We start from the raw sequence: 24598 nt of genomic DNA, 5'->3' as shown, positions 1-24598 counted from the left end.
ATTATGAATAGATCGGAACGAGTCCGGCGTAGCCATGCTCAGCGTCGCCGATCCGGACGCGCTTCACCGGAACGCCGTAGAGGGCTTCAAGATTGGTCTCGTTTAGCACGTCGTTCGCTGTCCCCGTAAGGTAATGATCTGCCGCGAGCATCAGCAGCACCCGGCTGTTTCCGGCTAGTGCATGTTGCGGATGATGCGTGGTGTAAACCACCGTAATACCGTGCCGGCCAGCGAGCTCCTCCAGCAGGCGCAGCACAGTGGCTTGATTTCGCAAATCAAGCGACGAAGCGGGCTCGTCGAGCACCAGGATCTCGCAGCGCGAAGCGAGCGCCCGCGCGATCAACACGAGTTGCCGCTCGCCTCCGGACAACGCATTAAAAGGCCGGCCGGCGAAGGCGGAAAGTCCTACCCGGTCGAGCGCCTCTTCCGCAATTGCATAGTCTTTCCGTGAAGGTTGAGAAAGTAGTTTCAGATGGCGGACTCGCCCCATCACCACCATTTCCAGCACCGAGTATTGAAACCCAGCGTAAAAGACCTGCGGCACAAACGCGGTCGCGCCGCCAAGCTTTATGGTACCTTCGCGCAAACCGATCAGGCCGATCAGCGACTTGAGCAACGTAGTTTTACCACGCCCGTTCGGTCCGAGGATACTCAACACCTCGCCACGACCTGCTTGCAGTGTTAAATTGCGGAACACCCAGCGGTCGGGTATGTACCAGTAACCTGCGTTTGACACCTCAATCATAGTTCCACCCTTTGTGCTGAAGCGAGCGCAGCAACGCGGCAAAAATCGGTGCGCCGACGAGTACAGTCAAAATGCCGAGTGGAATTTCTGCCGGGGTAAGGGAGCGAGCTAAATCATCGACGATAACCATATACATAGCCCCAATCAGCAACGACGCAGGGAGCAGCCGTCGATGATCCGCTCCGACCAGCATCCGGGCGATGTGCGGAATAACGAGCCCTACCCAGCCGATCACGCCACTTACCGATACCTGACCGGCGATGATGACGCAGGTGGCGATGAGAATTGCCCAGCGCATAGGCTGAACTTTGACGCCGAGCGCCGCGGCATCTTCGTCTCCCAGCGAGAGCAGGTTTATGCGCCAGGAAAGAATGAGTAGCGCGACTGCGCCCAGGCCAGTGGTGAACACAATAATCCCAAGCTTGGCATAATCGGCGGTCGCAAAACTGCCCAGGAGCCAGAACACAATACCGGGAAGCTTTTGCTCTGGATCAGCAACAAACACGAGAAGACTCGTGAGTGCACTAAGCAACGCGCTTGTTATCACGCCAGCGAGCACAAGCATGAGCACTGAGGAGCGACTTTTTACTCGGCTTATCAGCATGACAGCCAGAAGCGCGACAATGCTCCATGTAAACGCGCTTATTACCTGTCCGACCACGCTTGTGCCAAGCAGAATAGCGAGCGCTCCGCCAAAACCAGCGCCGGATGAAACACCGATGATCTGTGGCCCGACCAGTGGATTGCGAAACACGCCTTGCAACGCAGCGCCGCACAGTGCGAGGCCGGCTCCAGCGCAGGCAGCCATCAGCACGCGCGGGACCCGGACGATCTCGATTACCGTCTGCTGTGCCGGGGTCCAGGCGACGCCAGTGTCGATAAATCTACGCAGCAGAATAGCGACTGTCTGCTCCATCGGTACGGCGAACCTTCCTACGGCGAGCGAAAGCAGCAGGATCAAAACCAAAACCAATGCGAGCGCCGCCCAAAGCAGTGCCCACCTTACTGCTGCCTTCCCGGACTGGACACCGCGGCGCGCTGCGCCCGCGGGCTCCGGCAGCGCCTCAACGCTTGGCGTAGCGAGAGTAGTGGGCAGAGTCAATGTTGTCCTCCATCAAAAGAAGCCGGTCGAGCTCGGCATCGGTGAGTTCGTGACTGTAGAGAAACCGGAAAAGTTTTCGTACTTCGCGCCGCAGATCGATGCTCGTGTCCTCCGGGTGTAGCAGCCCGTAGAGCCACAGCCACATCAGCGGCGACTCGTGGCTGGGAGGATCCCAACGGTAGCCGCCGACCGGCACTTTATAGACGCGTTTGTCGCGCACCGCCTTGAGCGCGCGCCATTTTGTGTCGGCGTAGAGCGTGGCGGGCAGCACACCGTCGAAGCCGCCAAGTAAAATGACATCGGGATCCCACGCAAGCACCTGTTCGAAGGTGACGTCGGCGCTGGCGCCACTGATGCCTTGTGCTGCGTTCGCCCCGCCCACGAGGCGCACGTAGAAATCGTTGTATGATCCGGTGCCGGCCGGCCTGAGTCCGGTCTCGAAACGCTGAAAATAGAGCACCTTCGGACGCCGCGCCGCCGGTGTGGCAGCGGTCATGGCCTCAAGCTTCGCGCGCACGCTGCGATGCCAGGCGATAAGCTCAGCGGCCTTCTTTTCCTTGCCGGCGAGCTTTCCCATCGCCGCGAGCAGGTTTTCGAGATGTTCCTGCGTCCCGTAGCGCATCCCGAATACCGGCAGGCCGGCACGCTCGATCGCAGCAATCACGTCCTGCGGCTGGTCGGCCCACTGGAACACCACATCGGGCTTAAGGGAGAGCAGCGTCTCGATATTCGGCGTGAACTGTCCGCCCTTGACAATGTCGGTGGAGATCGCGAGCACCCCGGGGAACATGGTTTGCAGGATCCCACCGCGGATCGCAGACATCGACCCCGGGTTCATCCCGACAATACGCGCACTCGACCCGTCGATGGCCATGAATATGGAGGGCGCGGGCATCGGAATAAACGCAAGCCGCTGCGGCGGGGCGGCGAGCGACAGCGTCTTGTCGCGCTGGTCGACGACCGTCACTTTCTGAGCGCTCGCAGCGCACGAGACAAGCGCGACCGCGATCGCGAGCCAAAGCCGTGGTCGCGAAAGCTGGTATGGGTAGTGTTGAGTGATCATCGCCCAATGGACGAAACGAGGTTGATTGTGACCGACCGGCCAGGCTCGACCAGCGGGTTGGTAATGCTAGCGGGAAATGCGACGTTCGCCTGCGTCACCGGGTTGACGTAGGTCTTATTGGCGAGATTCTCGATTCCGAGCGTGAGTCGATAGTCCTTCAGCAGCGAATCAAAACGGCCGAGGTCCACACCGGCATAAATGCTGAGCACGCCGTATCCTCCGGTAGGCCGTTCCTGCGAGGGATCGATGCGGGTCTTGTTCACTGACCAACGCGCTGTCGCCTCGATCCAATAGGCGTTGTTCGGCAGTGCATAGCGCAATGACACCAACCCATTCAGCGGCGGGATGTAGGCAAGCGGGGTATTGGTTCGTGTGTTGGTGCCGCGCACATTCGCAGCATTGAAGCGCAACGCCAGCTCCTTCGTCATGGCATAAGCGCCGTCAAGTTCGAAGCCCTCGATTGTCGCTTCGCCCGTGTTTTGGCGCTGGCGGGTGGTGGCGTTGAGCACCACGGTCTGCAGCAGATCCTTGTAGTCGCTGCGAAACGCGGTCAGATTTACGCTCAGACCCTGCAGCCTAATCCGCGCGCCGATTTCATAGTTCATACTCGATTCCGGCTTTAGCCCCGGGTTCGGAAGGGTAGTCACCGCGCCCGCCACCCCTCCGAAGAATTTTTCAAACGTGGCGGGCACCCGAAACGCGGTGCTCACGTTACCTATAAAATGCAACGCATTGATGGGCCGGAAAATGAGCCCAGCGCTTCCGGTGACGGCGCTGTCTTGCACGGACCGGTTCTGGGCGAAAGCATTGGAAAGCACCGCACTTTCGCCGACCGCTGGAGTGCCTTCAACTTTGGTGCGGACGAGGTCGTAGCGCGCGCCGAGCGACGCGGTCCAACGTGGCGACGGATCCCAGTCGTTGTGGGCAAAGACGCCGACATTGGTCTGCGTGGCGTTGCGGTTGCGCTTCGCGCGTGCAGTAATAGAGGTCGTGACACCGGCCGCATTGACGGTGCGCGCATCATTTTCTGAACCCGGCCGTTCCTCATAATAGAAGTCAGCGCCGTACGAGAGTACGTTGCTGCTAAACGCCGAACGGGCCAACAGTTTACCCCCGTAAATCGTTGGACCGATTACGTACTGGTTGCTAAAGCTGACGCTACCGTTCGTCGCGGTGCGGCTCTCGGTGCGAATTATGGTCGACAAATTCCTGACATAGAGCGATGCTTCTAGGCCGTCCAGCCACGTCGCAATCCTGTTTTGCGTATAGCCGAGACGAAGATAACGTTCCTCGATCGGATCTTCCCGCACCTTGAGGAGCGGTTCGCCCGGGGCGCCGCCGATCCCGCCGGCGCGCCCGGACTCAACTCTGGCGGTCTTGCCGATGATCTCGAAGCGCTGGGTGGCGCTCGGCGAGTAGCCGATCCGCGCATTCAGCGACTGCGAAGTGAAGTCGCTGTTCGGGATTTCGCCCAGCGGAGTGTTGTAATTGCCTGCCGAGCGGATGTTGGCGCCGATCAGTGCATCAATCCCGTTGCCCAGACCTTGCAGCTCGAGCCGGGTTGCCCCCAGCGCATTCGTGCTGGAATAGCCGAGCGCGTAGAGGCGCGGCGTGAGGGAGAAGGGCTGCATCGGGTCGCCCGCCGCGCGTCGCGTGATGACGTTCACCACGCCGTTCATTGCATCCGAGCCATAGAGCGCGGAGGCCGGGCCGCGGATCACTTCGATGCGTTCGATCTCGTTTGGATCGAGGAGGCTATACTCGAGCGTATTGCGGCCCCGGAAGCGGTCACCGTCGACAAACAACACCATCCGCGGATCGTTCGAGTTAAGGCCGCGAACGACCAGCTGGCCGCCGAGACCCCCGGCGCGCGAGTAGGAAATGCCGGGCACGTCGTCGAGCAACGACTGCAGGTTCGTCATCGGCCGCGACTCGATCTGTCGGCGATCGATTACACTTATGGATTTCGGACTGAGATCGATCAAGCGCTCGCTGCGGGTCGCTGAAACAACAACTTCGCCTAGTGCAGTCTGGGCCAAGATCGAGCTGTGCCATGCCGCGCTGAATGCCGCAACCAGCATAGCGATCTGCTTCGTATACCAGTAACGTGACATCGCTAACCCTTTCCCAGTAGAGATCTCCAAATGCTGGCTATCCACGCTAGGAAAGCGGGAGTGGCTGGCTATATATTATTTAAAATCAAAGAATTAAGTTTACTCTGCTCCTGAGGATTTTTTAGCCTAAGCTGTTGTTTTAGGTGTACGACCGGCAGATGAGCGATTCCACGCAAATCCGGCAATTACGAGGGCAAGCACGATGGCCTGGGCAAGTAGCGTCTGCACCGTGGGATAAATGCCGAGCACCGGCACCCGGGGGAAAACCACCAGGTCCGCCGGAAGCCTCCCCGCCTCCTGGAGCGCCGCCACGCCCTGGCCGACAAACACCACCGCAAGCAGTGCGACCAGCACGGAACTCACGGTGAAAAAGGGGCCAATGGGCAGCCGCAGCCCGTAGCGGAAGATGCCCCAGGAAATGACCACGAGCGCCGCCGCGCCGCCCAGGAAACCCACCAGGATGGAGCCGCCGCCGGTGTCCCCCGTCTGCGTCCACAACGCCTGGTAGAAGAGCACCGTCTCGAATACTTCCCGGTAGACTGCGAGAAACGACACCGCCACCAGGGCGCTCACGGTGCCCCGGGAGAGCGCCCCCTTGAGCCGCTGTTCGATGAAGGCCTTCCAGGCTTGGGCATGGGACTTGCCGTGCAGCCAGAAGCCCACGTAGATGAGGATCGCCGCGGCAAGGAGCGCAGTGATTCCTTCCGTCAACTCCCGGCCGGCGCCGCTCACGCTGACCAGGTGGCTCGCCACAACCCACGTGGCGAGCCCTAGAAGCAGCGCCCCGGTCCAGCCGGCGTGGACGTACTTGAGGAGATCGCGCCGCTCGGCCTTCACCAGGAAGGCGATCACGGCGGCCAGCACCAGGATCGCTTCCAGCCCTTCCCGCAGCAGGATGACGAAGGCGGACACCGCGGCCGCCGAGGGTGAGAGCGCCTCACCGCCGAACAGCTCTTCAGCCCGGGCGAGCAGTACATCGATCGCCGCGGCCTTGCTTTCCACCTCCGCGACGGTCGCGCCCGAGCGCAGAAGGCCGCGGTAGGCCATCATGGCGGCTTCCACTTCGATCCGCAGATTCCTTGCCACCGTGTCAAGACCCGCCTCGGCGAGCTCGAAGCCCTCGAGATAGGCGGCGACCGCCAGCCGCTGGGCCTCGGCCCGGTCGCCGCGCCGGTAGGCGTCCACGCTTTCCGCGAGCAGCCGGCGGCTTTCGGCGATGGGCGAGCCGGCGGCGGGATCGAGGGCCTCGGGGTGGGCGGCGAGCCAGGCCATGACGGCGGCCGCGTCCTCGCCGTGCTTTTCGGCCACCTCCTTGCGGGTGAGGGTCGCCAGGGGTTTGAGCCCCGCGAAGACATCTCGGCCCACGCCCTCCTTCCACAGCGCCGCTCCCTTTTCCGCCAGGGCCGGGTCGATGCCTATGCCAGCGACATAAAAGGCGAGGGCCCAGCGGTCCTCTTCGGAAAGATGCCGGAAGCTCGTCATGGGCGTGCCCGCCACGCCGAGGGTGATGGTGCTGTAGAGGCCGTAGACGCTGCGGCTCGCCATGCGCGTCTGGTCGTGGAAGTCGCTGGGCGGCGGGTCCATGCCCAGGGCCGCCGGGCCGTCGCCGCGTCCCTGGGCGCCGTGGCAGCCGGCGCAGTGTTCCGCGTACAGGGTTCGGGCGCGGGAGAGGTCGGGGGCCCGCTTCGGGGTGACAGCGAGATTGTAGGCGTCGATCACCGCCCAGCGCAGCGCCGAGGCGAGCCGGGCGATCTCTTCTCCCGGGGCTTTCCCTTCGATGCGGCGCTTCAGTTCCGCCGCCTGCGCCAGGAGGTCCGCCTGCTGCGGTGGCGGCGGCAGCGTCTGGAGCAGCGCCAGTACCTGGCCGGCGAATTCGAGCTGCTCCCGGTACTCGGCTTCGTCCAGCACCTGGCCGTCGCGCACGAATTCCGGGTAGTCCACGCTCACGTAGTCCAGCATGTGCACGATGCTCTGCGCGTCCCGCAGGTTCGCTTCGGACAGGGCCGCGCGCGCCTCCATCGCCGCGATCAGCGCCGCGGCAAAGACGGCGGCGAGCCAGAAGCCGAGGGCGGATCCGCTCCTTTTGGACATGGCTAAGGCTCTCTGGGGTCGGTCACGAACCCGATGCGGGTGAGCCCCGCCTTGGCCGCCAGCGACAGGACTTCGGCCACCTGGCGGTATTCGCTGGCTGCGTCCGCCCGCAGGTGCAGCTCGGGCTGGGGCGCAAGGCGCGCGGCCTCCTCGAGCCGCTGGCGCAGTGCGAAGCGATCGATTTGCTCGCCGTTCCAGAATATTTCCCCCGTCGAGCGGATGCCGAGCTGCACGTGCTCGGGCCGGGTGATGTTCACGTGGCTCGAGGCTTTCGGCAGGTCGATCTTCACCGCGTGGGTGAGCAGCGGCGCGGTGATGATGAAGATGATGAGCAAGACCAGCATGACGTCGATCAGCGGGATCATATTGATCTCGCTCACTGGCTGGCTGGGCCCGCCGCTTTGAAAGCCGCCGAAGACCATCTCAGCCCCCCCCTTGGGCGGCCGCCACCGGGCGAACGGCTGGGCGCGCCTCGGTCGGGCTGCGGCCGCGGGCGTCGGCGGCGCGCACCCCGGTCACCATGAAAGCGAAGACGTCGTGGGCGAAGCCATCCAGCTCCGAGAGCAGGACCCGGTTAGCGCGGGTGAAGGCGTTGTAGGCGAGCACGGCGGGGATGGCCACCGCCAGCCCCAGGGCGGTCATGATGAGGGCCTCTCCCACGGGTCCCGCCACTTTGTCCAGCGTACCCTGGCCGGAGAGGCCGATGGCGAGGAGCGCGTGGTAGATCCCCCACACGGTGCCGAAGAGGCCGATGAAGGGGGCGCTCGAGCCCACCGAAGCGAGGAACGTGAGCCCCGACTCCGCCCGGGCGGTCTCCCGCTCGATCACCCGCCGCAGCGCCCGGGTCAGGAATTCGTCGGCCGAGCCCGTCTCGATGAGGCGCGCCTGGTCCCGGCGGCGGTACTGATCGCAGGCCGCGAGGCCCTGCTGCACGAGCCGCGAGAAGGGATCGTGGGCCCCTGCCTGGCGCAATCCCTCCTCCACCGCCGCCAAGCTCTCCGCCGTCCAGAAGCGCTCGAGAAAGCGCCGGCTGTGGCGGCGCACGAGGGCGTAGGCGACCGCCTTGGTGAGGATGAGATACCAGGAGGCGGCCGACATCAGGACGAGCAGCGCCAGGATGAATTTCGCCACCGCATCCGCCTGGGCGAGAAAGTGGGCAAAGCCCAAGGATTCGTGCATCGGTCAACCCCGCAACGTAAAGGAAATCGGAATGAGCACCTGCGCCTCGACCGGCGTCTCGCCCCGGCGCGCCGGCACGAACTTCCAGCGCTTGACCGCGGCCGCGGCAGCCTCGTCCAGGCGCGCAAAACCGCTTGAGCGCCTCACCTCCACGGCAAGGGGCAGCCCCTCCGCGCTCACCCGCACCCGCAGCACCACCTGGCCCTCCTCCCCCAGCCGGCGGGAGAGGGCCGGGTACTCGGGCGGAGGATTCAAGAGGTAGTCCGCGTCGAAGCGCGGCGGGACCAGCGGCGGGGGCGGCGGCGCCGGGGGCGCCTCCACGGGCGCAGCGGGCGGCGCCTTGACCGGCGGCGACTCGGGGGCCTTCGCCACCGGTACTTCCACCGGCGGGGCCACGGGGGCAGGCACCTCCTCGGGCACTGCCAGCAGCGGCGGCTCGGGCGCCTTCACCGGCTGGGGCTCAGGCTTCTCCTTGGGTTTCGGCTTCGGCTTAACCGGCAAGGGCTCGGGCTTGGGCGCCTCCTTCGGCGGTGCCGGCCTCGGCTGCGGCTCGACCAGGCTCACCATGAGCGTCACCGTGGTCTCCAGCGCTGCCCGCACCGGCGCGTAGGACCACAAGGCCCACAGCGCAAGCCCGTGGAGCGCGGCCACCAGGAGCAGGACGAGTCCCCGTACCAGACCCTCGGCGCGCCACGCCTCACCCATGAGAGAAGCCTCGACGGCAGTGTGGGACACGGCACCACCTTTCCTCACGCCGTCAGGATGAGCTTGCCGTTGGCGGTGCGCCGCAGGCGGTACTCCCGCTCCCCGTGCACGATGATGAGTTCCCCAGCCCGGCCCAGGAGCTCGTCGCTGGTGGCGCGCCGGGGCTTGCCCTCCTCTGCCGGGGCAGCCGTCATCGAAAGGGGCTGCTGGCCCGCAGGTCTCCCAGCGTGTCCTTGTTCCATCATGCGAATGAGAATACTTCTCATTCTTTGGCTTGTCAACGGCGGCAGTCCGGGAGTGGTCATCCCGCGCCGGAGACGGGCAGGAATGAGAGCGGAAAAGTCGTCGCGATAACGCGGACGGGAAACCCTGCGGTCAGGGCATCGCCCAGAGCGGCCGGAGAGAGAAGGGCTACCCGCGGCGCGCGGGCACGATGGCCACGTCGTCCCCGTCGGTCACCAGGGCGTCCAGCTCAACGAACTGCTTGTTGATCGTGACCTGCACCCGGTCCTCCCGCAGGTGAACGCTCCAGGGGCTGCCCCGCGCCCGCAGCCGCGCCAGCAGCATTCCCACGGGAACACCGGAAGGAGGCACCGGCAGCTCTTCGGAACTTTTGCCAAGGGCGTCCACCAGGGAAGCGAAGTAAAGAATGCGCGCCATCCGCCCATCCGCCAGGGGAAGAGAACGAGCAACATTCTAGTGCAGCTCAAGGCAAGGAAACGGCTTGCTGCCCCGGAGTCCTTGCCCCACACTCCAGGCCCGTATGCTGGAGATCGACGGATCCTACGGCGAAGGCGGCGGCCAGCTCGTGCGCACGGCCGTCGCCCTCGCGGCCGTGACCGGTCGCGGCGTGCGCATCCGGGGGATTCGCGCGCGCCGGCGCACCCCGGGCCTCGCCGCCCAGCATCTGACCGCGATCCGCGCCGTGGCTGCCCTGGCCCAAGGGGAACTCGAGGGGGATCGGATCGGCTCGATGGAAATCGCCTTTCGGCTCGGAGCGCTCCGGGGCGGGGAATACCGGTTCGCCGTGGGCACCGCCGGCAGCATCACCCTCGTGCTCCAGGCTCTGCTGCCGGTGGCGGTGAGCGCCCCTTGCCCGAGCGCTTTTCGCATCACGGGCGGGACCGACGTGCCTGCCTCGCCGCCCCTGGACTACCTGCGCTGGGTGCTGCTTCCCATTCTAGGGGCGTTGGGCGTCGAGGCGAAGGTAGAGTGCCTGCGGCGAGGCTATTACCCGCGCGGAGGCGGCGAAGTGGCGGTGGAGGTGCGCCCGGGTCGTCTCGGGTTCCTGGTCCTCGAGGGGCCGGGACCGCTGCAGGCGCTGCGCGGCTACGCCCATGTGGCCGGGCTTCCCCGGCACGTGCTGGAGCGCATGGACCGCGCCGCCCGGGCCCAGTTGGGCCCCCAGTTGGGACAGCCGGTGGAGCTGGAGGAGAAGCTCTTGGGCGCGGAAGAAGCCCTGGGCTCCGGTGGCGCCCTGGTGTTGGTAGCAGAAACCGCCCATACGCGGCTCGGCGCCTCCGCCGTCGCCCAGCGGGGCGTGCCTGCCGAGCGGCTGGGAAGCACGGCCGCACAAGCGCTCATCCAGGAGCTCGCCTGCGGGGCAACGCTGGACCTGCACGCCTCGGACCAGGTGCTCGTGTACCTGGCCCTCGCGGGCGGGATCTCCAGCTTCTACGCCCGGGCCCTCACCGCCCACGCGGCCACCGCCCTCTGGCTGCTCCAGCAGTTCCTGCCGCTACGCTGGGAGGCCCGGCCTGAGGGCTCCCGCACCCGCATTCGCCTGGAATGCGGATAGGCGCTTCCGAAAAGCGAGGGCGGGGCGAAAAGTTACTTGACCTCGCTCCTCTCTTTCTCCTGCTCGGGGGTCATGGCGCCGCCCGAGGACGAAACCGTCCCGCCTGCGGACGGGGTACCACCGCCGTATTCGGGGGGAGTTCCGCCACCCGCCGGGCTGTCCTGGGCGGACGGGGTTGACGGGGGCAATCCGGCAACGCCGGTTCCCTGACCCGAGGACTCGGCGGGCGGCGTCGCGGCCTCGCCCGTGGTGGCGGTTTCCTCTTGCTTTCCGCAAGCGGAAAGCAGCAGGGCAACCGCTGACACGGCAACAAGCTTCGACAGGGTCTTCATAAAGGCCTCCATTGACCTTGGCGTTGTAAACCCCGGCCATCCCGCGTTGCGCTAAGGCGGAACGTGGCAACGGCCCCGTACCGTGCCTCGTGCAAGCGCCGTGCCCAGGGGACGGAAACCCTGTCGATTCAAAGATAAATCTCCTGCTCCAGGCGCTTCACGATCCCGGGTTCCGGGGGACATGGGGGTCCGGTTGTCGCTGCGAAGCAACAGCTTTTCCCTTCTCCAAGGCAAAGGCGAAAGAATCGAAGGGGTTAGAGCGTTGGGGATCGGCAACAGCCGTGAGGAAGCATTCCGGGCTTGTTGAGTGCGGGGTCGTCGGTTATCTTGGTCTTGCACCCATCCCTGTCCCGGCCCCGACCTCAGCCGCTGACGGCCATGCATCCGGACGCTCCCCTTCGAGCCGCGCCGTCCCAGGACGCGATCCATGCCGCCCTGGTGCGCATGGGGCTCATGGGGCCCGGCGAGCGCCCGCCCCTCGTCCCCCTGGGCGGGGGCGTGTCCTCGGACATCTATCGGGTCGATCTGCCCGCCGGCCCCGCGTGCATCAAGCGGGCGCTCCCCAGGCTCAAGACAGCGGCCGAGTGGCTCGCCCCGGTGGAGCGCAACCGCTGGGAATACGAGTGGATGCAGGTGGCGGCGAAAATCGTTCCCGAGGCAGTACCGCAGCTTTTCGGGCGCGATGAGGAAAGCGGCGCCTTCGCCATGGAATACCTGGACCCGGCGATCCATCCGGTGTGGAAGGCGCAGCTTCGCGACGGCGTGATCGAAGAAACCACCGCGCGGGAAGTGGCCCGCCGCCTGGTGGCGATCCACGCCGCGACGGCGGGGGACGGGGAGATCGCCCGGCGCTTCGCCACCGATCACATCTTTTTCCCGATCCGCCTGGAGCCCTATCTCGTCGCCACGGCGCAGCGGCACCCTGACATTGGCTGCGCCCTCACCGAGCTGGCCGAAGCGACCGCCGTGACCCGGCGGACCCTGGTGCACGGAGACGTGAGCCCCAAGAACATCCTGGTGGGTCCCAAGGGACCGGTCTTTCTCGACGCGGAATGCGCCTGGTACGGCGACCCGGCCTTCGATCTCGCCTTCTGCCTGAACCACCTGCTCCTCAAGTGCCTGTGGCGGCGTAAGTGGCGGGACCGCTACCTCGCCTGCTTCGATGCCCTGGCGGACGCCTATCTTCGTGGCGTCACCTGGGAACCGCGAAGCGAGCTGGAGTCCCGGGCCGCCCAGCTCCTGCCGGCGTTGTTTCTCGCCCGGGTGGACGGGAAGTCCCCCGTGGAATATGTGACCGAGGAGAGGGACAAGGCCCGGGTGCGGCGCGTGGCCCGCTCGTTTTTCTTCCGGCCCGCGCGCCGCTTGAGAGAAATACGGGACGCCTGGACGGCCGAGCTCGCCCCGGGACGCGCAAACTTTTCCATCCGGGCGGAGGAACAAGCCGGCTGCGATTTCAATCCGGCGCCGCCCCCGGATCGATCATGACCGACACCACCATCACCCGCCTGCAAGCCCGCCGGGTGTGGGACTCCCGCGGGCGCCCTACCGTGGAAGCGGAAGTGCACCTCGCCTGCGGCGCGACGGGGCGGGCCATCGCCCCGGCCGGCGCCTCCCGAGGCACCCGGGAGGCGGTGGACCTGCGGGACGGCGGTCCCCGCTTCGGCGGCCTGGACGTAATGCAGGCGGTGGCCCACGTGGAGGGCCCCATCGCCCAGGCCCTGCTGGGCCGGGACGCGGCGGCGCAGGCGGAGATCGACGGGGAGCTCGCCCGCCTGGACGGCGGCCCCCACTTCGCCCGCCTGGGCGGCAATGCCGCCATCGCGGTGTCCATGGCGGTGCTCCACGCCGCGGCCACCGCCCACGGGGAGCCCCTGTGGCGCTACCTGGCGGAAGGCGAGCCGGTGCGCCTGCCCCTTCCCCAGATCCAAATCTTCGGCGGCGGGGCCCACGCGGGCCGCCGGGTGGACGTGCAGGACTTCATGGTGGTGGCGCTGGGGGCCGGGACCTACGCCCAGGCGCTGGAGATGACGGCGGAAGTGTATCGGGCGGCGGGGCAGCTTATGGCGGAAGCGGGCCGGCTCCAGGGGGTCGCGGACGAAGGCGGCTACTGGCCCGCCTTCGACTCCAACGAACAGGCGCTAGAGACACTTACCCGGGCGATCGAGGCGGCCGGTTTCACCCCCGGGGACGAGGTGGCCATCGCCCTGGACGTGGCCGCCTCCCAGTTCGGCGCCAAGGGCCACTACCGGCTCGCCCTGGACCGGTGGGAACGGGACCGTGATGGCATGATCGAGCTGCTCCTCGGCTGGATCGACCGCTATCCCATCGTCTCGGTGGAGGACCCTCTGGCCGAGGACGATGCCCTTGGCATGATGGCCTTCACCCGGGCGGCGGGCAACCGGGTGCAGGTGGTGGGGGACGACTACCTGGTCACCAGCGCCGAGCGGGTGGAAACCGCCGCGCGGGAAAAGACCTGCAACGCGGTCCTCATCAAGCCCAACCAGGCCGGCACGGTGACGGCGGCCCGGGCGGCCCTGGAGACAGCGAAGCGCTCCGGCTTCGGCACCATCATCTCGGCCCGTTCCGGGGAGACCGAGGACGTGACCATCGTCCATCTCGCCGTGGGCTGGGACGCCGGCCAGCTCAAAGTGGGCGCCTTCTCCCGCTCCGAGCGCATGGCCAAGTGGAACGAGGGCTTGCGCATCGAAGCCGCCCTGGGACCCGCCGCCCGGTTCGCCGGAAAGGCAGCCCTGCGGCGCGCCGGCTGAGGAGAAGGAACTACACCCGCGCCGCCGCCAGCGCCCGGGAGGCGCTGCGCATCACCCCCAGGGACGAGGCGAGCCACAGGGCCGCCAGGGCCAGGCCCACCGCGATGTCGGGCCAGGCGGAGCCGAAGACGAGCACCGCGCCGGCGGCTCCCAGGACCGAAACGTTGGCGACGATGTCGTTGCGGGAGCACAGCCACGCCGAGCGCATGTTGACGTCGTCCCCCCGGTGGCGCCACAGGAGCGCCAGGCAGAGGCCGTTGGCCGCCAGGGCGAGCAGCCCCACGCTGCCCATCAGGGACACCTCGGGAAGCTCGGGGATCAGCATCCCGTGGACCGCCTTGACCAGGACGAACAGGCCGAAGCCCGCCATCACCGCTCCCTTGAAGAGGGCCGCGCCCGCCTTCCAGCGCTCGCCCCGGGTCACCGCCAGCAGGCTCACCCCGTAAACCAGGGCGTCCCCCAGCATGTCCAGGGAGTCGGCGAGAAGGGCCACCGACCCGGCCGCCAGTCCCGCCGCCAGCTCCACGACGAACATGGCGCCGTTGATCCCCAGCAAACGCTTCAACACCGCCGCCTGGCGGCGGGTGAGCCGCCCGGTCCCGCACCCTTCGTGTCGACAGCAGCCCATCGGGAAAACGCCTCTCGATCTTCGATCCTATCTTCCGGGACGACGACTCTCAAGCCTGGAAACTGCCCCCGACCCGTCCTTCCAGCCGCGGCCCAGGGCGGGCTTGCCCAAGCCGCGTTTCTGTATAAATATACAGAAAAGAGACGGTCCGGAGCCAAGCCATGCCCCTGCGCGCCCTGTTCGTCGACTTCGACGCCTACTTCGCCTCCGTGGAGCAGCAGGACGACCCGGCGCTGCGGGGCCGGCCGGTGGCGGTGGTGCCGGTAATGGCGGACACTACCTGCTGCATCGCCGTGAGCTATGCGGCCAAGCGCCACGGGATCAAGACCGGCACCCGGGTGGCCGAGGCGAAGCGACTCTGCCCGGGCCTCGTGCTGCGGCCCGCCCGCCACGAGCGCTACATCGAGATCCATCATCGGCTGGTGCAGGCGGTGGAGTCCTGTATCCCGGTAGATGCGGTGCTCTCCATCGACGAGATGGCCTGCACGCTGACCGGGAGCTGGTGCGCGCCCGATCGCGCCCGGGAAATCGCGGGCAGAATCAAGGCTGCCGTTCGGGAGGTGGGGGAAGCCCTCACCTGCTCCATCGGTATCGCCCCCAACCGCTTCCTGGCCAAGACCGCCTCCAAGATGGACAAGCCCGATGGCCTTACGGTGATCCAGGAGAAGGACCTGCCGCAAGCCCTGTACCGGCTCCAGCTCGGCGAGCTGAACGGCGTCGGGCCGCGCATGCTGGTGCGGCTCGCGGCGGCGGGAATCCGCACCGTGGAGGATCTGTACGCGGCGAGCGCCGCGACCCTGCGCCAGGCCTGGGGCGGCGTGGAGGGAGAGCGGATGTACGCCCGACTGCGGGGCGAGACGGTCCCGGAACCCGAGACGGCACGCGCAAGCATCGGCCACTCCCATGTTCTGCCCCCCGACCTGCGGAAGGACGAGGCTGCTGCTGCGGTGCTGCACCGGCTGTTGCAGAAGGCCGCCTGGCGGCTGCGCCACCTGGGTTATTTCGCCGGCGGGATAGGGTTGCAGCTCCGCTACCTGGACGGGGGGCGCTGGTACTGCCGGCGGCGGCTGGAAGCGACCCAGGACACCTTGGCCTTGGCGCAAGCGATGGGGGAGCTGTGGGACAAGCGGCCGCGCCGCCGGCCGCCCTTGCTGGGGGTGGGGGTCACTCTGACTCATCTGTCCGAAGCGCGCGGACAGTCCCTGGAACTCTTCGCCGAGGCCGCCGCCCGGGGGCGGCTCTTCGAGATCGTGGACCGGCTGAATGCCCGCTTCGGCAGAAACGCGGTCTACTTGGGCGGCGCTCACGGGGCGCTGGAGGCCGCCCCCATGCGCATCGCCTTCACCCACGTGCCGGATCCGCGGACGGAGCGCTGAGGCCCCGCCCTGGTCGGTTCACCGGACCAGCCCGACCTTCGCCTTCCTCGCCGCCCGGATCAGAGCCTCGTCGAGGGTCGCCAGCGGCGCGTCCCCGGCGCATGGCCAGTTCCAGATAGGCGGCATGGTAAACGGTCAGGCCGTAGCGCTCGGCGAGGGGTAGACCACGCGCGCGGTACGCCCGTAATCGGGCTCGTCGATGGCGGTTCCCAGCGCACCGAGGTCCTGGATTCGCGCCATGGCCTCGGACGAGGAAATGGGGCCGCGCCGCACCATCATCAGCAAGGCGCTCAATACTTCCTCCAGTCGGATCGCAGGAACGATCGGGTCCTCCGTAGCCAATAGCTTCGGTAACCGCCTTGGGGGTCGCTCATCGGGGGCAAAACAGACCACGGTAGCGCTGCTATCGAGTACCAGGCCCATCAAGAGCGCCCTTCATTGACCCATGCGGCGAATCGCCGCGCCGCCCGCTCCCGCCAACCGGGCGAGAGCTCGGGAAGCTGCGCCAGGGCGGCGAGCGCCTCGCGGTCGGCGTCCCGGGCGAACAGCGCCCGCAACACCCGGAGCACGGACCACTGGGGGCAGGGCCGTTCCACCCCCACGATCGGGTCGCCGCAGCGCACCCATCCTTCCTCCAGCACCCGGTAGTACCAGCCCGCCCGCAGGGATTCCAACACCAGCGCCACCATGCGCGGCTCGCCGAAGCGCAGGTTCAGGTTGCGGCACGGCTGCCGGCCCTGGGAGACCTGGACGAGCGCCGTGCCCATCCGGTACACGTCGCCCACGCACACGTCGGCTTCCGTGATCCCGAGGGTGGAAACGTTCTCGCCGAAGGCCCCCGGCTTGGCGAGTCGCGGCGCGAGGTGGGGCTGCTCCTCGCGCCAGACCCGATAGTGATCCCGGGGATAGTGATGCAGCGCCTTTTCCGGACCGCCGTGGTGCTTGGCGTTGGCGTGCTCGTCCCCCACGAGCCCGGTCCAGGTCACTCGCAGCGGTCCGGGAACCTCCCGCTTGTCGATGGCGCTCAGGGTACCGTCCTCGCCCAGGGGCTGGACGCGGCCGATGCGCAGCGATTCGATGCGGACCATGACACGCATATCTTTAAGCAAAAGCGAGCCACGAACGGGCACGGATTTCCACGGATAAGGACCGGGGTGGTCTCTTCATCCGTGGCTGAAGGGTCTGGAAAAATTGCGCTTCAGCGCGCCGTTCAAAGCCAACCCGGTGCGTTGCGCTCCACGCATCCTTCGTCATCGGCGCAGCCGGCGCGTCCAATCCACCAGCGCCGCCAGGAGCTGTCGGATGAGTTCCCGGGTCGATTCGTCTTTGAGCGCGCCGTTCTCGTCGAAGCGGCTCGGCGCCTGGGAGATCATCACCTCCGGCCTGTTGAGGATGTGGGCGTTGAGATAAATGAAGCATTGCCGCAGGTGGTACTGGGCCCGGGCGCTGCCCAGCATGCCGGGGCTCGCTCCCATGATGGCGATGGGCTTTTCGTTGAACGGCTGCTCCGGCGGACGGGAGGCCCAGTCGATGGCGTTCTTGAGCACGCCCGGCACCGAATAGTTGTACTCGGGGGTGACGATGAGCAGCGCGTCCGCCGCCCGGATCTGCTCCCGCAGCCGCGCCGCCGGTGGTGGGAAACCTTTTTCCTTCACATCTTCGTTGTAGAGGGGCAGGTCTCCGATCTCGGCGAATTCCATGCGGGCGCCGGCGGGCAGAAGCTCCGCCGCTGCATTGAGCGCCGCCGTGTTGTAGGATCGGGCCCGGAGGCTGCCGGAGATGCCGAGTATGCGAAGGGTCGGATCGGTCATGGGTTCTCCCTTTTTCACGTCATCATGTCCAGCGCGGCCCTTTCATTCCGTGGCGGGCTCAAAACCGCTCGACCCAAGGCCGAAGGTCGAGTTCCTGAGTCCAGGCGCTGCGTGGCTGCCGGTGCAACTGGTAGTAGGCCTCGGCGATCGCCTCCGGCTCTAGCAGGGCGTCTGGACCGCGCTGGGCCAGCAGATGCTCGTAGCGCTCGGAGCGGATCTGGCCGTCGATCACCACGTGGGCCACGTGGATGCCCTTGGGCCCCAGCTCCCGGGCCATGCTCTGGGCCAGGGCCCGCAGGCCGAACTTGGGCACCGCCAGGTTGGCGAAACCGCTGCTTCCGCGTAGCGACGCGGTCGCCCCTGTAAAAAGGATCGTGCCCCGGCCCCGCTCCACCATCCCCCGGGCGGCCGCCTGGCCCACCAGGAAGCCGCCGAGGCAGCCGATGCGCCAGCAGCGCTCGAAGTCCGCCGGATCGATCTCCAGTATCCCGCCCGGCCGATAGGCGCCGACGTTGAACACCACCAGGTCGGGCGGGCCGAGCTCCCTTTCGACCTGGTCGAAGAGGGCCGCCACGGCCCCCGCGTCGGTGGCATCGCACGGGTAGCTTCGCACGCCAGTGAGCGGCTCGCGCTGGAGCAACGCCTCGAGCCTTTCCTTGCCGCGCGCCGCCATGGCCACCTGCATCCCCGCCGCGGCGAAGCGCTTGACCAGAGCCCAGCCCAGGCCCGGGCCCACACCCACCACCACCGCTACTTCCCGTTCTTTCATGGCTCACCTCCGATTCGAGCATCGGATTAACAACCGAGCGACCCAAAACGCCTGACGATGCTCGACCCTGGTGTGCTCTTTATTGCACAGGGCGAGCGGTAGGGTGCATAGAGCGAAGCGAAACGCACCGGCGCTACCGAGCGGTGCACCGGTGCGCACTCTACAACTCCGCCCGCGCTTGGAACAAGGCCCGGGCCAGCTCCGCGAGAACGACCGCGCACGGCGCCACGATCTTCAGTTGTAGAAGTTCGTCGGCCCGGGTGCGCCCCAGGTTGATGGCGGCGACGGGTTTTCCCATTTCCCGGGCGGCGAGACAGAACCGGTAGCCCGAATAGACCATGAGGGAAGAGCCCACCACCAGCAGCGCGTCGGCGGAGGCTAGCGCCTGAAGGGCGGCGTCCACCCGCGCCGGGGGCACGCCGGCGCCGAAAAACACCACGTCCGGCTTGAGCAGGCCGCCGCAGCGGAGGCACTCGGGGACGCGAAAATCGTCCAAATCGGCAAGCGCCACGTCGGCGTCGCCATCCGGAGCCAGCCCGGCCGATAGGGACAAGAACGCCGGGTTCTGCGCCTCCAGTATGCGCTGGACAGCGGCTCGCGGGAGCACCTCGCCGCAGTCGAGGCAAAGAACCCGCTCGAGGCTGCCGTGCAGCTCGATGACCCCTCGGCTGCCGGCCCGCTGGTGCAGGCCGTCCACGTTCTGGGTGAGCAGGGTGTGCACGCATCCGGCCGATTCCAGGCGGGCGAGGGCCCGGTGGGCGGCGTTGGGTCGGGCGGCTGCGACGCGGGGCCAGCCGATCAGGCTCCGCGCCCAGTAGCGTCGGCGGGCCAGCTCGGAGCGCAGGAATTCCTGGTGGCTCAAGGGTGGCGTGCGCTTCCATTGGCCTTCCACGTCCCGGTAGTCCGGAATGCCGGAGGCGGTGCTTACCCCCGCGCCGGTCAGCACCAGCAGCCGAGGATGGGCGCGGACAAAGCGCGCGAGGGCCTGCGTTTGCGTCATGGTCCCGGACGCCGCTTTCGAACCTCGAAATGGCAGGCGATCGCCATTCCCAGAAAAACTATGGCCGGTACGGGCGCTTCAACCCCTTGAGCATGGGAAAATGCTTCAGATTGAGGGTTGCTAGTTGCAGATTAGCGCTCTTCGCCGTCGCGGCAATGAGCGCATCGATCGGATCAACGCCGTGGCTTGGCCCGTATTGGCGAACATAGTCGCCGGCGAGACTTGCTGTCTCCAGCCCGATGTCATGGATTTTATATACTTCCAGAAGCCGCTCTATCTGCCGGCGCTCCCGCGCATTGCGGACACCTGCGATGAGCCCCGTTGCCGTGATCGCCGACAGCGATGGCGCTTCGGGCAAACCGTTCACGAACGCTAGCGCCACCTCTCGCCCGCGCAACACGTCGATTACGATACAGGTGTCCAGAAGCATCAAGCCCGCTCGTAAACGGACCCAAATCGCCGCTTGGCCGCAGCGCGAATCTCTTGGCTCAGGTTTTCGAGGTCCGTCCGATCTTTCCACATTCCCGCGACCGCGCGCGTCGCTTCCCGCCAGTCGACATCCTGGCGCTGCGCCCTGTCAATCAGAAGATCGACGCTCTTCCGGATCAGATCGGACTGCTTCTGCCCTGTGCGCGCAGCGATGGATTTCAGCGCAGCCTTCTGATCCTCGCGCAAAAAACCTGGATTTTCTGGATGCTTGTCGCCATTCCATAGACGACATACATTTTATGTGTCGATTTGAATTGAGGTCAATCAACACTGCTGTCCAAAGCAGCCGAAACCGCGAGGGTGCCCCCTTGATCTGACGCGGGTTCTGGACGAGTTACGACGAGATTCTATTGAGAATTACGTAACCTCATGACAACCTTTTTCTCCCTGATGCGTTATATCGATGTTGCGATTGCATCGAGGAGGGAGCATGGCGGTCAAGATGGACGAGGCGGCAAAACGGCGGGTGCGTGCGGGCCGGTTGCTGATGAAGGGCAAGAAGCCTGCGGAAGTGGCGAGGGCGGTTGGCGCACCCCGGCAGACCGTATATCGCTGGCTGGGCGTATTGCAGGAGAAAGGCATCGATGGGCTGTGCATGATGAGCAAGGGCGGACGCCCGTCGCGAATGTCCGCCGAGCAGGTCGAAGAGCTGCGCGAAGCCTTGCTGGCCGGGCCTGTAGCCTGCGGATACGGCACCGATTTGTGGACGCTCAAGCGGGTGCGCCTGCTGATCGAGAAGCGCTTTGGCATCCGATACAGCGAGGTCCAAGTCTGGCGCATTCTGGGCGCCATGGGCTTTTCCAGCCAGAAGCCGGAGAAGCGCGCCATCGAGCGCGACGAGGAAGCCGTGGCGCACTGGAAGAGGCGCACTTGGCCTCGGCTCAAAAAAAAGCCCAGCGGGAAGGCCGCGTAATCGTCTTCATCGACGAGTCGGGGCTGTCGGAGCGTCCCACACGCGTTCGCACCTGGGCGCCCAAGGGGCAGACGCCGGTGATCCAGTTCCATTTCAACTGGAAGCAGTTGTCGATGATTGCCGGGGTGAGCCGTACCAATGCCTACTTCCGCCTGCACGAGGGATCGATCAAGGGTCCGCAGATCGTCGAGTTCCTCAAGGCGCTCGTCAAACAGATCGGACAGCGGTTGTTGATCATCTGGGATGGTCTCAAGGCCCATCGTTCCCGCTTGGTACGGGACTACGTCGATGGCCTGGCGGGCAAGATCGAACTGGCCTTCCTGCCGCCTTATGCGCCGGAGCTCAATCCGGTCGAATACCTGTGGGCCTGGCTCAAGCGCCACGCCCTGGCGAATTACTGCCCCAACTCCATTGCCGACCTTGCCATCACCGCACGCGGCAAGCTCCAATCGGCACAGCGACGCACTTCGCTCATCGCCGCCTTCTGGAAACAGGCTGAGCTGTTCTGATGTCACGAGATTATGTAATTCTCAATAAGATCGGGCCTCCTTGTGCTGTCCAAGATCAGGCGAAGGCGAGCGCCGCTTGTGGCTGCGCCTGAAGATTGGGCGGCGCGGCGAAGGGCTCGTTCAACCAGGTGCGCAGGTCGCGATGGGTGAAGAGATTCATGCGCGGCAGCGCCACCAGATTGGACAGACTCCAGCCGAAGCGGGAGATCAGCTGGAGGTAGCGCAGCAGCAACATGGCAATCAGCGCCGTCCAGATCTGGATTCTCACCGCGTTGGCCGAGGTGCCGACGAAGGTCTTGAGTCTCAGGTTTTGCTTGAGCGCCTTGAAAAAGAGTTCCACCTGCCAGCGATCCTTGTAGATGGCGGCGATGGTGCAAGCGCCCAGGCCGTGATGGTTCGTCAGGAACACGAGCCGCTCGCCGGTGTCCTCGCACACGGCTTCCACCCGGCGCAGCAGGTGGGGGCACTTGTCCTGGGCGCCCACGCCGGTGAGCCGGATGCTCTGATCCTTGAAGATGTTGCGATTCTGCGGGACGGGTCGTTCCTCGACCACCTCGTACTGGGCGTTGTCTTTCATGCGGGTGACGAAAAAGACTGCCGAATCCGTCCAGTAGGCGAAGAGGCGATAGTCGTTGTAGCCCCGGTCATCGACCACGATGGTGCCAGCCGGGAAGGGAATGCGCCAGGCGACCTTGACGTCATGGACGGCTGCCTCGGTGATGATCCCGTAGGTGAGCAGACAGCCGTCGTGGTCGAGCACCAGATGCGGCTTGACCGCCCCCTTGGGTAGCGGCGGAACCTCGCCAGTCGAACATCGACAGGCACAGATCGATGACCGTCGAGTTCAGGCTCACCAGCTTGCTCTTGAAGCGGAACTTCTTCTTGCCGACGAACTGGGCAGCCACCCGCTCGAACAATGCGTAGAAGACCTTCTCGTACAGCTCCCAGGGGCGATGTCCATTGGCGTAGAACAGCGAGGAGCGCGCCGGCGCCTCGATGCCCAGGTGGGCGAGCTTGCCTTCGCAGCTCTTCAGCCCACCTTCGAGCTCCCGCAGCGAGGGGGCGCGGCCCAACTGGCAGAACATCATCGCCACGAACTGACTCCAGCTCGACAAACCCTTCGCAGCACGTTCGGAGCCGGCTCCCTTGACCATGCGCTCGAACTCGGATAGCGCGGAATCAGCTTGAGTATGTGACTGAACATGCTGCATGATGCGCTCACAACGGGCCTCCTTCGGTCGGGTACAGGTGGGTTTGGCGATTCACCCATACCCTACACCTCGGATGGCCCGCTGTCATAAGCTGTTTTGGACAAGAGTGGAGGAATATGCATTCTTTGACGAAGCGCGCATCGGCTTGTTTTTTGACCTCCCTCTGTCTGGCCACGGTCACCTCGGCGCGGGCGGACGAGGTCCGGATGAAAAACGGTGACCGGCTGACCGGTACCATTGTGCGCAAGGCGGATGATACCCTCATTCTGCGCACTGACTATGCCGGCGAGATCCGGCTGCAGTGGTCCCAGGTGGAGGGCATCTCCACCGACCAGCCGGTGGAAGTCCTCCTCACCGACGATGTCTACCTGAAAGCACGGCTCGAGGCCGCCGGGCAATCCCGCGTCGCCTTGGAGGGACAGGATACCCCGGTCGCCCGCGGCATGCCCCTGGAGCGCATCGCCTACATCAACCCGTCCCCGGAGCAGTCTGGACGGGGCGTGACCTTCAAGGGGCGCGTGCAGCTGGCCGCCGCCCAGACGAGCGGCAATACGGACACGGAGCGGCTCAACGGGGAAACCGAGATGACGCTGCAAGCCAAGCGCTATCGCTATATCCTAGGTGGCGACGCCAACCAGGAAAAAGACGACGGACGCACCTCGGCGTCCAACTGGCGGGGGCACACCAGCTTCGACTGGTTCTTCCGCCCGCGCCAGTTCCTCTACACCCGCGCAACCTTCGAGCATGACGAATTCAAAGACCTGAAGCTGCGCTCCACCTTCGGCGGCGGCTACGGTTACCAAGTGTTCGAGACTGAAACCACCCGTTTGTCGATCCAAGGCGGCCTGAACCACGTGAACGTAGACCGGATCGCCACGGACGACGAAAGCTATCCGGCAGCGGGCTGGCTCATCCGCTTCGAGCACAAGCTCTGGGGCGGTCCCATGACCCTATTCCACGTGCAAGACGGAGACGGGAGCCTCGAGGACGCTGGCGACCTCGTGGTGCGCACCAAGACTGGCCTGCGCTGGCCGCTGGCGGGTGGCCTGAACGCCACCGCCCAGCTCAACCTGGATTGGGACCACGATCCCGCGCCAGGACGCAAGAGCACGGACCAGACGCTGCTGCTGGGACTAGGTTACGAGTGGTAGGGGCGATCAGCACCGGGTGAGGCTGTCGCCACGCACGCAGGGCACGCTCATCCAGTAGTGGATCGGCCCCTTCGGCGCCGGCGGATATTCTCCGTAGCGCATGACCCAGGTGGCACCGGACTCCTTGTCCATGCGCACCAGGGCGTCCTTGCCGTCGGCGTCCTTGATCAGCATCAGCTCGTAGCGTCCCAGGGCCTGGGCCTGCCGCGGCGTTTTCGTCTCGGCCGAAACGGAGCCCGCAGCGAGCGCGGCAAATGCCGCGGCGAGCGCTGAAACCGTCTTGATGATTTTCAAGCCTGATCCTCCCTTCTTGCTTCGAAAGCGGTCTGGGGCATAGGGCGGCGCAACGCCGTCAACAGGCCCTGGAGCAGGGCCACCGGCGTGGGCGGGCAGCCGGGCACCGCCACGTCCACCGGGATCACGTTGGAGACCCGCCCGCGGCTCGCGTAGCTTTCGCCGAAGACGCCGCCGTTCGATCCGCAGTCTCCCACCGCCACCACCCGCTTCGGCTCGGGCATGGCCTCGTAAGTGCGCTGGAGAGCCTGCTCCATGTGTTTCGACACCGGCCCGGTCACCAGCAGCAGGTCCGCATGCCGCGGGCTCGCTACGAAACGGATGCCCAATCCTTCCAGCATGTAGTAGGGGCTGTTGAGGGCGTGGATTTCCAGCTCGCAGCCATTGCAAGAGCCCGCGTCCACGTGGCGGATGGCAAGCGAGCGGCCCACCACTTCCCACGCCGCGTCGAAGAGGGCCTGGCGCGCCAGCCTGAGTTTCTCATCCGGCTCCGGCGGCGGTTCGGTGATGATGCCTGTCACGGCGATCTTTTTCAGTATCCGATACATGG

At 66.0% G+C, this 24598-nt stretch carries 29 protein-coding genes; 6 read left to right on the top strand and 23 right to left on the bottom strand.

Translation table 11 applies throughout. The features are described from left to right. Position 1: 1 nt before the first annotated feature. The 10 genes from ACTFO6_RS05195 to ACTFO6_RS05150 all read right to left on the bottom strand — a co-directional run bounded on the left by ACTFO6_RS05195 (position 2) and on the right by ACTFO6_RS05150 (position 9659). Complete coding sequence (locus ACTFO6_RS05195; protein ID WP_439933381.1) at positions 2-745, bottom strand: ABC transporter ATP-binding protein; 744 nt, start codon at positions 743-745, stop codon at positions 2-4. After that, positions 738-1706, bottom strand: coding sequence for a FecCD family ABC transporter permease (locus ACTFO6_RS05190; protein WP_439933380.1), 969 nt, complete (start codon positions 1704-1706; stop codon positions 738-740). Before ACTFO6_RS05190 ends, ACTFO6_RS05195 begins: the two co-directional genes overlap by 8 nt. A gap of 103 nt (positions 1707-1809) precedes the next feature. Next, the gene (locus ACTFO6_RS05185) at positions 1810-2814 is read right to left on the bottom strand and encodes an ABC transporter substrate-binding protein (RefSeq protein WP_439933379.1); all 1005 of its coding nucleotides are present in this window, start codon (positions 2812-2814) and stop codon (positions 1810-1812) included. A 92-nt stretch (positions 2815-2906) separates the two neighbouring features. Beyond that, a complete protein-coding gene (locus tag ACTFO6_RS05180; protein WP_439933378.1) occupies positions 2907-5024 on the bottom strand; it encodes a TonB-dependent receptor in 2118 nt (705 codons plus the stop codon). Positions 5025-5150: 126 nt separating this feature from the next. Beyond that, positions 5151-7115, bottom strand: a complete 1965-nt coding sequence (locus ACTFO6_RS05175) for an FTR1 family protein (RefSeq protein WP_439933377.1) — start codon at positions 7113-7115, stop codon at positions 5151-5153. A gap of 2 nt (positions 7116-7117) precedes the next feature. Further along, complete coding sequence (locus tag ACTFO6_RS05170; RefSeq protein ID WP_439933376.1) at positions 7118-7537, bottom strand: ExbD/TolR family protein; 420 nt, start codon at positions 7535-7537, stop codon at positions 7118-7120. A gap of 1 nt (position 7538) precedes the next feature. Then, positions 7539-8294, bottom strand: a complete 756-nt coding sequence (locus ACTFO6_RS05165) for a MotA/TolQ/ExbB proton channel family protein (protein ID WP_439933375.1) — start codon at positions 8292-8294, stop codon at positions 7539-7541. A 3-nt stretch (positions 8295-8297) separates the two neighbouring features. Next, positions 8298-9029, bottom strand: coding sequence for an energy transducer TonB (locus ACTFO6_RS05160; RefSeq protein ID WP_439933374.1), 732 nt, complete (start codon positions 9027-9029; stop codon positions 8298-8300). A gap of 14 nt (positions 9030-9043) precedes the next feature. Further along, complete coding sequence (gene hemP, locus ACTFO6_RS05155; RefSeq protein WP_439933373.1) at positions 9044-9193, bottom strand: hemin uptake protein HemP; 150 nt, start codon at positions 9191-9193, stop codon at positions 9044-9046. Between the two features lie 217 nt (positions 9194-9410). Next, on the bottom strand, positions 9411-9659 hold the full coding sequence (locus tag ACTFO6_RS05150; protein ID WP_439933372.1) for a MoaD/ThiS family protein: 249 nt from the start codon (positions 9657-9659) through the stop codon (positions 9411-9413). A gap of 103 nt (positions 9660-9762) precedes the next feature. On the opposite strand from ACTFO6_RS05150, the gene rtcA reads away from it, so the two are divergent. Beyond that, a complete protein-coding gene (gene rtcA, locus ACTFO6_RS05145) occupies positions 9763-10797 on the top strand; it encodes an RNA 3'-terminal phosphate cyclase (RefSeq protein ID WP_439933371.1) in 1035 nt (344 codons plus the stop codon). 32 nt (positions 10798-10829) lie between these two features. Here the strand turns inward: rtcA and ACTFO6_RS05140 are convergent, their stop codons facing one another. Further along, on the bottom strand, positions 10830-11129 hold the full coding sequence (locus ACTFO6_RS05140) for a hypothetical protein (protein WP_439933370.1): 300 nt from the start codon (positions 11127-11129) through the stop codon (positions 10830-10832). A 378-nt stretch (positions 11130-11507) separates the two neighbouring features. Between ACTFO6_RS05140 and ACTFO6_RS05135 the strand changes: the two genes are divergently transcribed. Both ACTFO6_RS05135 and eno read left to right on the top strand, forming a co-directional pair. Further along, positions 11508-12614 (top strand): phosphotransferase family protein, encoded by a 1107-nt coding sequence (locus ACTFO6_RS05135; protein WP_439933369.1) that lies wholly within the window; start codon positions 11508-11510, stop codon positions 12612-12614. After that, positions 12611-13897: a phosphopyruvate hydratase gene (eno, locus tag ACTFO6_RS05130; protein ID WP_439933368.1), complete on the top strand. Its 1287-nt coding sequence runs from the start codon at positions 12611-12613 to the stop codon at positions 13895-13897. The genes ACTFO6_RS05135 and eno overlap by 4 nt, the downstream gene beginning before the upstream one ends. Before the next feature lie 10 nt (positions 13898-13907). On the opposite strand, the gene ACTFO6_RS05125 is transcribed toward eno, so the two are convergent. Beyond that, positions 13908-14525: a cation transporter gene (locus ACTFO6_RS05125; RefSeq protein WP_439933367.1), complete on the bottom strand. Its 618-nt coding sequence runs from the start codon at positions 14523-14525 to the stop codon at positions 13908-13910. 161 nt (positions 14526-14686) lie between these two features. Between ACTFO6_RS05125 and ACTFO6_RS05120 the strand changes: the two genes are divergently transcribed. After that, on the top strand, positions 14687-15901 hold the full coding sequence (locus tag ACTFO6_RS05120) for a DNA polymerase Y family protein (RefSeq protein WP_439933366.1): 1215 nt from the start codon (positions 14687-14689) through the stop codon (positions 15899-15901). A 135-nt stretch (positions 15902-16036) separates the two neighbouring features. On the opposite strand, the gene ACTFO6_RS05115 is transcribed toward ACTFO6_RS05120, so the two are convergent. The 7 genes from ACTFO6_RS05115 to ACTFO6_RS05085 form a co-directional block, all read right to left on the bottom strand. Continuing rightward, entirely contained in the window at positions 16037-16195 is a 159-nt protein-coding gene (locus ACTFO6_RS05115; RefSeq protein WP_439933365.1) for a hypothetical protein, read from the bottom strand. A gap of 128 nt (positions 16196-16323) precedes the next feature. After that, positions 16324-16989 (bottom strand): MOSC domain-containing protein, encoded by a 666-nt coding sequence (locus ACTFO6_RS05110; protein WP_439933364.1) that lies wholly within the window; start codon positions 16987-16989, stop codon positions 16324-16326. 162 nt (positions 16990-17151) lie between these two features. Next, entirely contained in the window at positions 17152-17712 is a 561-nt protein-coding gene (locus tag ACTFO6_RS05105) for an NADPH-dependent FMN reductase (protein ID WP_439933363.1), read from the bottom strand. Between the two features lie 58 nt (positions 17713-17770). Continuing rightward, the gene (locus ACTFO6_RS05100) at positions 17771-18481 is read right to left on the bottom strand and encodes an SDR family NAD(P)-dependent oxidoreductase (RefSeq protein WP_439933362.1); all 711 of its coding nucleotides are present in this window, start codon (positions 18479-18481) and stop codon (positions 17771-17773) included. A 160-nt stretch (positions 18482-18641) separates the two neighbouring features. Beyond that, entirely contained in the window at positions 18642-19517 is an 876-nt protein-coding gene (locus ACTFO6_RS05095) for an NAD-dependent protein deacetylase (RefSeq protein ID WP_439933412.1), read from the bottom strand. 22 nt (positions 19518-19539) lie between these two features. Continuing rightward, positions 19540-19911, bottom strand: a complete 372-nt coding sequence (locus tag ACTFO6_RS05090; protein ID WP_439933361.1) for a type II toxin-antitoxin system VapC family toxin — start codon at positions 19909-19911, stop codon at positions 19540-19542. Beyond that, positions 19911-20156 (bottom strand): hypothetical protein, encoded by a 246-nt coding sequence (locus ACTFO6_RS05085; protein WP_439933360.1) that lies wholly within the window; start codon positions 20154-20156, stop codon positions 19911-19913. Before ACTFO6_RS05085 ends, ACTFO6_RS05090 begins: the two co-directional genes overlap by 1 nt. Positions 20157-20400: 244 nt before the next feature. On the opposite strand from ACTFO6_RS05085, the gene ACTFO6_RS05080 reads away from it, so the two are divergent. Further along, positions 20401-21392 (top strand): IS630 family transposase gene (locus ACTFO6_RS05080; RefSeq protein ID WP_439933359.1). Its coding sequence is split into 2 segments (ribosomal slippage): positions 20401-20863 and positions 20863-21392, totalling 993 coding nucleotides; the frame shifts between segments, so codons are not numbered across the junction. A gap of 55 nt (positions 21393-21447) precedes the next feature. Here ACTFO6_RS05080 and ACTFO6_RS05075 read toward each other — a convergent pair. Together ACTFO6_RS05075 and ACTFO6_RS05070 are read right to left on the bottom strand one after the other, a co-directional pair. After that, on the bottom strand, positions 21448-22152 hold the full coding sequence (locus ACTFO6_RS05075; RefSeq protein ID WP_439933358.1) for an IS4 family transposase: 705 nt from the start codon (positions 22150-22152) through the stop codon (positions 21448-21450). After that, on the bottom strand, positions 22091-22603 hold the full coding sequence (locus ACTFO6_RS05070; protein ID WP_439933357.1) for a DUF4372 domain-containing protein: 513 nt from the start codon (positions 22601-22603) through the stop codon (positions 22091-22093). The genes ACTFO6_RS05075 and ACTFO6_RS05070 overlap by 62 nt, the downstream gene beginning before the upstream one ends. 206 nt (positions 22604-22809) lie before the next feature. On the opposite strand from ACTFO6_RS05070, the gene ACTFO6_RS05065 reads away from it, so the two are divergent. Then, positions 22810-23754, top strand: a complete 945-nt coding sequence (locus ACTFO6_RS05065) for a DUF481 domain-containing protein (protein ID WP_439933356.1) — start codon at positions 22810-22812, stop codon at positions 23752-23754. A 6-nt stretch (positions 23755-23760) separates the two neighbouring features. Here the strand turns inward: ACTFO6_RS05065 and ACTFO6_RS05060 are convergent, their stop codons facing one another. Together ACTFO6_RS05060 and ACTFO6_RS05055 are read right to left on the bottom strand one after the other, a co-directional pair. Then, a complete protein-coding gene (locus ACTFO6_RS05060; RefSeq protein ID WP_439933355.1) occupies positions 23761-24048 on the bottom strand; it encodes a hypothetical protein in 288 nt (95 codons plus the stop codon). Then, the gene (locus ACTFO6_RS05055) at positions 24045-24596 is read right to left on the bottom strand and encodes an NADH-quinone oxidoreductase subunit B family protein (protein WP_439933354.1); all 552 of its coding nucleotides are present in this window, start codon (positions 24594-24596) and stop codon (positions 24045-24047) included. The genes ACTFO6_RS05060 and ACTFO6_RS05055 overlap by 4 nt, the downstream gene beginning before the upstream one ends. Positions 24597-24598 lie beyond the last annotated feature (2 nt).

This window comes from Pelomicrobium sp. G1, assembly GCF_051905455.1.
Taxonomy (GTDB): Bacteria; Pseudomonadota; Gammaproteobacteria; order Burkholderiales; family UBA6910; genus Pelomicrobium.
The sequence above is the reverse complement of the archived record's forward strand: the minus strand, read 5'-3'. Positions and strand labels throughout refer to the sequence as shown.